The 2,946-nt window shown below is 69.5% G+C and carries 1 protein-coding gene and 1 pseudogene; both read left to right on the top strand.

Annotated features, from left to right (window positions below):
• Nucleotides 1–2,752 (top strand): response regulator (locus K0M70_RS11015; RefSeq protein WP_290781905.1); only part of this gene is annotated, 2,752 nt, incomplete at its 5' end.
• Nucleotides 2,745–2,946, top strand: a pseudogene (locus K0M70_RS11010) (hypothetical protein); the annotation flags it as partial. The gene K0M70_RS11015 and the pseudogene K0M70_RS11010, both read left to right, overlap by 8 nt.

Below are 2,946 nucleotides of genomic sequence, written 5' to 3'. Positions count from 1 at the left end.
CCCCCCCCCCCCCCCCCCCCCCCCCCCCCCCCCCCCCGCCGCCTTCGCTTCTGCCGAGTCCGCTTCCCCGTCTGAAGCGGTGGCGGACGACTTCTACGGCATGAGCCTGGACGAACTTGAAGCGCTGACTTCACCCGACGCCATCGCCCAGCTGCCCGCCGACGCGCCAGCGCCGGAGCAGCCCGTCGCTGAAGAACCCATCGCCGAAGAACCCATCCTCCAAGCCCCGCCCGTCGCCGCTCAACCCGAGCAGCCGGTCGCGGCCGGTCGCGCGCAGGTGCCGTTGGCGCTGGATCCGGACGACCCCGACGCCGAGCTCGACACCAGCGACATCGACGTCGAGCTGTTGGATATCTTCCTGGAAGAGTCGGGCGACCTGCTCGACCATTCCGACGGTCTGTTGGCCGACCTGCGTGAGAGGACCACCGATCGCGAATTGGTCGTGGGCCTGCAGCGCGACCTGCACACCCTCAAGGGCGGTGCCCGCATGGCCGGCATCTTCGCCATCGGCGAGCTCGGCCATGCCATGGAGTCGCTGCTGGAGGTCGTGGCCGAGGGCCGCCGCGAACTAAGCCAGACCGGCGTGGTGGTGCTCGAGCGTGCCTTTGACCGCCTGCACGGCATGGTTACGCGCGTGGCCGATCGCAAGGCGATCGTCCTGCCCGCCAATCTGATCGGCCAGATCGACGCCCTCGCCAAGGGCCGCGCGCTTGCAGACGTGGACCTGAGCGCCCCGGCCGCCGAGATCACCGAGCGCACCACCACCACCACGGCGCTCGATCGCAAGGCCGCCGCGGCGGAAGATGCGGTGGTTGCCCGGCCGGCCGCGGCTCCCCGCACCGGCGCCGCCAACGAAATGGCGCCTTTGTCCGCGCCGATCGAAGGCCTGGGCGAAGACGAGGAGGGTGGTGGCGTCCGCGCCCCGCAGGAACAGGTCCGCATCCGTGCCGACCTGCTCGACCGCCTGGTCAACTACGCCGGCGAAGTGGCCATCTACCGCGCCCGCCTGGAACAGCAGCTGGGTGCGTTCCGTTCCAACCTTGGCGAGCTCGGTGCCACCACCACGCGACTGCGCGAGCAGCTGCGCAAGCTAGACATCGAAACCGAAGCGCAGATCGTCGCGCGCTACCAGCGCGAAGGCGATACCGGCGACGAAACCTTCGACCCGCTGGAACTCGACCGCTTCACCAACCAGCAGCAGCTGTCGCGTTCGCTCGCGGAGTCCGCGGCCGACCTGGTCAGCCTGCAGGGCTCGCTGGACGACCTGACGCGCCAGTACGAAACCCTGCTGCTGCAGCAGTCGCGCGTCAGCTCGGACCTGCAGGAAGGCCTCATGCGCACGCGCATGGTGCCCTTCGACGCCCTGGTGCCGCGCCTGCGCCGCGTGCTGCGCCAGTCGGGCAGCGACACCGGCAAGCAGGTCAACCTCAAGGTGGACGGTGCCGCCGGCGAAATGGACCGCAACGTCCTGGACCGCATGACCGCGCCGCTGGAGCACATCCTGCGCAACGCGGTCGCGCATGGCCTGGAGATGCCCGCCGACCGGCGCGCGGCCCGCAAGCCCGAGGAAGGAACGGTCCGCGTACTGGTGCAGCGCGAAGGTTCCGAAGTCGTGCTCAAGATCAGCGACGACGGCCGCGGCCTGGACAAGGAAGCCATCCGCAGGAAGGCCGTCGAACGCGGCCTGCTCAAGGCGGAGGCCGAGGTTTCCGACGCCACGCTGTATGGCTTCATCCTGGAATCGGGCTTCTCCACCGCCGAGTCGGTCAGCCGCCTGGCCGGTCGCGGCGTCGGCATGGACGTGGTGTACAGCGAAATCCGTCAGCTCGGCGGTTCGCTCGGCATCGAGTCGGAGGTAGGCAAGGGCAGCGTCTTCACCATCCGCCTGCCGTTCACCCTGGCCGTGACGCAGGCCGTGTTCGTCAAGATCGGCGATACCAGCTTTGCGGTGCCGATCGCCTCGGTGCAGGGCGTGGGCCGCATGGGCCGCGCCGACCTCGAGAAGCAGCTCGCCACCGACACGCCAAGCTTCACCTACGCCGGCGAGTCCTACGCCATCCACGACCTGGGCAGGCTCATTGGCCACGCCCCGGCGAAGGCGCAGGACAGCCTGCAGATGCCGCTGCTGCTGGCCCGGTCGGGTGATTTGCGCGCCGCCATCTGCATCGACCAGGTGCTGGGCAGCAAGGAAATCGTGGTCAAGCCGGTGGGTCCGCAGGTCAACTCGATCCCGGGCATCTTCGGCGCCACGATCATGGGCGACGGCCGCGTGGTGGTGATCCTGGACGTCGCGCCGCTGGTGCGCCGCCAGGACAACCGCGACCGCAACGCCATCGTGGTCGCGCCGGCCCCGGCCGCGCCGGTCCGCCGCATCCCTGCGGTGATGGTGGTGGACGACTCGATCACCATGCGCAAGGTGACCGGCCGCGTGCTGGAGCGCCACAACATGGAGGTGCTGACGGCGAAGGACGGCGTGGACGCCATCGAGAAGATGGCCGAGCGCGTACCCGACCTGATGCTGCTGGACATCGAAATGCCGCGCATGGACGGCTACGAACTGGCGCAGAACATGAAGTCCGACCCGCGCCTGAAGGACGTACCGATCATCATGATCACCTCGCGTACCGGCGACAAACATCGCCAGCGCGCCTTCGATATCGGCGTCAACCGCTATCTCGGCAAGCCCTACCAGGAAGTCGAGCTGATGCGGAACGTGTTCGAGATGTTGGGCCTGGAGCCGGCCGATGCTTGAGTCACCGGTTCGCGTCGCCCTGCTGGCTCGTCCCGGCGACGCCCGCGACCAGCTTCGCCGTGCCCTGGCGGAGCTGGGCGCCCAGCGGGTGATTGAAGGCGCCCCCGCCGCGCGCGGTCCCCGCCCGGTGGCGGGAGTACAGCCGTCTGTGGTGGTGGTGGGCCGGGGGCCGGGCCTGGAGGGTTCGCTGGGGG

Source organism: Arenimonas sp. (assembly GCF_019459675.1).
GTDB lineage: Bacteria > Pseudomonadota > Gammaproteobacteria > Xanthomonadales > Xanthomonadaceae > Arenimonas.
Note: the sequence above shows the minus strand (reverse complement) of the source record. Positions and strands in the feature narration are given on the sequence as shown.